The sequence below is a fragment of the Candidatus Stygibacter australis genome (assembly GCA_030765845.1).
GTDB classification, from domain to species: Bacteria; Cloacimonadota; Cloacimonadia; order Cloacimonadales; family TCS61; genus Stygibacter; species Stygibacter australis.
Genome location: JAVCDJ010000238.1, coordinates 1 through 3,065, shown reverse-complemented (window position 1 = coordinate 3,065; position 3,065 = coordinate 1). Strand labels below are relative to the sequence as shown.

General features: G+C 37.9%; 2 protein-coding genes. Both read left to right on the top strand.

The window, feature by feature from the left end:
* On the top strand, positions 1-1,306 hold a 1,306-nt coding region (locus RAO94_12260), incomplete at its 5' end, for a T9SS type A sorting domain-containing protein (protein ID MDP8323113.1).
* A 90-nt stretch (positions 1,307-1,396) separates the two neighbouring features.
* A partial coding sequence (locus RAO94_12255) for a hypothetical protein (GenBank protein ID MDP8323112.1) occupies positions 1,397-3,065 on the top strand: 1,669 nt, incomplete at its 3' end.

Here is a 3,065-nt window from a genome sequence, read left to right as displayed (position 1 = left end):
TGATGATAGTAATTCTGACGACCCTGATGGCACATGCTCTGATATGGGTTATAAATACCATGTCCATGATATCTATAACTGGAATTATGATGGTAACAGGAGAACTTATCTGTGGCGGAGTTTTCCCTGTTTGGCATTTGACACACGGGTGACTAATGATGGAAGCGATTTGGGAGTTGAATTTGTATTAGAAAACTGGGACCCGGTGCCTGACGGAATGCATGTATGGTATAATAATCAGAATGCAGTAAATGGAGATTATTTCTCAATTTCAGGTTGGGATTGGGATCCGCCAACTTATGAAATGAACAGCAAAAAAGGCTATAAGATGAGCCGCGATAATGGAGAAGGATGCGTACTATATTCCAGAGGTTTGAAATGTCTTGATAACGTGGAATTACACACTGAGCCTTATCAGGAAACCTGGCTGGGTTATTTTCTTAAAGGCACTCAACTTGTATTGGATGCTTTCCCTCAGGACGTTCTGGAAGATGCAATTGCTATATATACCATGGAATGGGCAATCAGTAGAACTTCTACTCATGATCCCTGGTCAGGTTCACCAACATCTTGCAAAATAAACTATATGGACTGCGTTGTGATCAAAACAGTAAACGAAAGTAATGATTTTACCTGGGAAATACCTACCCGGAGTGAAGAGCCGGAATATCGACCGGTTGCGGAACATTTCACTTTCAATGATGATATTGATTATCTGCCGGTTTATGTGGAATTTGATGAAGATGATCTTCCTCAGGAAGTGGCAATTTACGTTAATGACGAGTGTAGGGGGGCACAAGTAGTAGAAGATACTCTATGCCAGATATGTGCGCATATACTGGAAGAAGAACTGGGGCAGGATATTGAGTTTGCTTTCTGGTATGATGATCGCAGCAGAGCAGAACGGAAGAATAACTATCTGGTAGAAAACATTGATACTGGAGAATATGAACCCGGAAGTCTGGTTACCGGTACACCTGGAATACACTACAAAGTATCATTTAGAGATAAGCAGGATGATAATATTCCTGCTCCAACTGAATTGCAATGTTATCCTAATCCCTTTAATCCGGAACTTACAATTTCTTTTAGTTTGAAAGAACAGAAAAAAGTAATACTGGACATTTATAATATCAAAGGTCAAAAAGTGAAAAGCCTTGTAAACGAAACTTTCCGACCAGAGAATTATAATATTATCTGGAAAGGTGATAATGAGATGGGGCAAAAGGCAGGCAGTGGAGTATATTTCATCAGATTAGAGATAGATGATAAAGTTATTACCAGCAAAGCGGTTTTGATGAAGTAAATGGGAGTATTGAGAAGAAGAAAAAGTGAGAAGTGAGAAGAAGCAAGCCTGGCGTCTGGATGGGCGCCAGGCATATATAGGGATGTGATTATGAAGAAGTATTTAATTTTAATGATTTACTTTGTTTTTTATGGGATTTTACAGGGAACTACAATAACGGTTGATATAGAGGGTACGGGAGATTATACATCCATTCAGGAAGGGATAAATGCCAGTAGTGATGGAGATACTGTACTTGTATATCCAGGCAGGTATTTTGAAAATACTGACTTAGATGGGAAAACTATTACTCTGGCAAGTTTGGAGATAACAACCGGCAATCGTGATTATATTCATACTACTATAATTGATGGTAATCAGACTGGATGCTGTGTTGCAGTACATAACGGGGAGGGAGAAGGAACTACAATCCAGGGATTTACTTTAACTAATGGGATAGGTTTTCTGGATGGGACAAGAAGGTATGGAGGTGGCATTTATATTTCCCTTTCTGTTGTATCTATTGTTAACAACATTATTGAAAATAATGTTGCCAGAATTGGAGGGGGAATTCAAGCGGGTCAAAGTATAGTAAGTTTTGCTGGCACAATAATCAGATTTAATCAAGCATCAAAATGGGGAGGGGGATTGGCAAGTTGGGGATTATATTTTCCACTAAATTTTTCATATTCAAACAGATGCAATATATATGATAATTTTGCCCCGATAGGTTTAGATTTTCATAATTCCTTGGGCACAGGAGTAAGCACGGATGTAATAGTAGATACTTTCACAGTATCAGATCCTTTTGGATATGAATTGTATCAGGGGGACAGCAGTTATATTCAGAATTATGATGATATGGAATTTGATGTACTTCATTATAAATATGAAAGAGTGGGAGCTGACCTTTATGTTTCACCTGAAGGTGATGACTGTAATAGTGGATTGAGTTTTGATGAACCTTTGCAGACAATCAGTCATGCTATGCAGATCATTAGTGCTGATGCCGAAAATCCGAGGACTATTTTTTTAGATGAAGGGGTTTATAATTGCCAGGACAATAACCAGAAATTCCCTATACTTATGAAAAGTTACGTATCGATAGTGGGAGAATCAGACGAAACAACGATTATTGATCTGCAAGATAACCATAGTGGCTTTATGTTGGATATTAATACCTTACCAGTATATGAAATCAGGAATATGCAAATTATCAATGGTAGTGCTGAAATCTCAAGTTTTCCAAATTATATATTAATTTATATAATAAATCCTTTAAGTACCAGTGAACCTGTATTATTTGAGAATATTATACTCAGGAATAATGATTACAACTGGCTGGCATCAATAGGAAGAACCCACCTGACTTTAAGAAACGTTCAGCTAATAGATAATTCAAGCAATGGAGATACAGCAACATCAGCGGTTTACTATTCAAATTTTTTAACATCACAAGCTCCATCCTGTTCCTTTACTGTGGAAAATTGTAAGGTTTCCGGTAACCAGCCAAGCCATTTTCTGATATCCAGCAGTCAGGCTGTTGATTTTGACAACCTGCAAGCAAATATTGTCAGCTCAGAATTCAGCAGCAATACTTATTATAATAATGGAAGCTTAACCTATCCGGTTACTTTTGCGATAGTAGGAAGAGAAAAGATGACAATGAATATCGTGAACTGCACCTTTGCCAATAATGAACTGACAGGATCATATATAGCCAGTGCGCCAGTTTCCATAGAGTCCGGTGTGAGAGCAGAGATCATGAACAGCATATTTT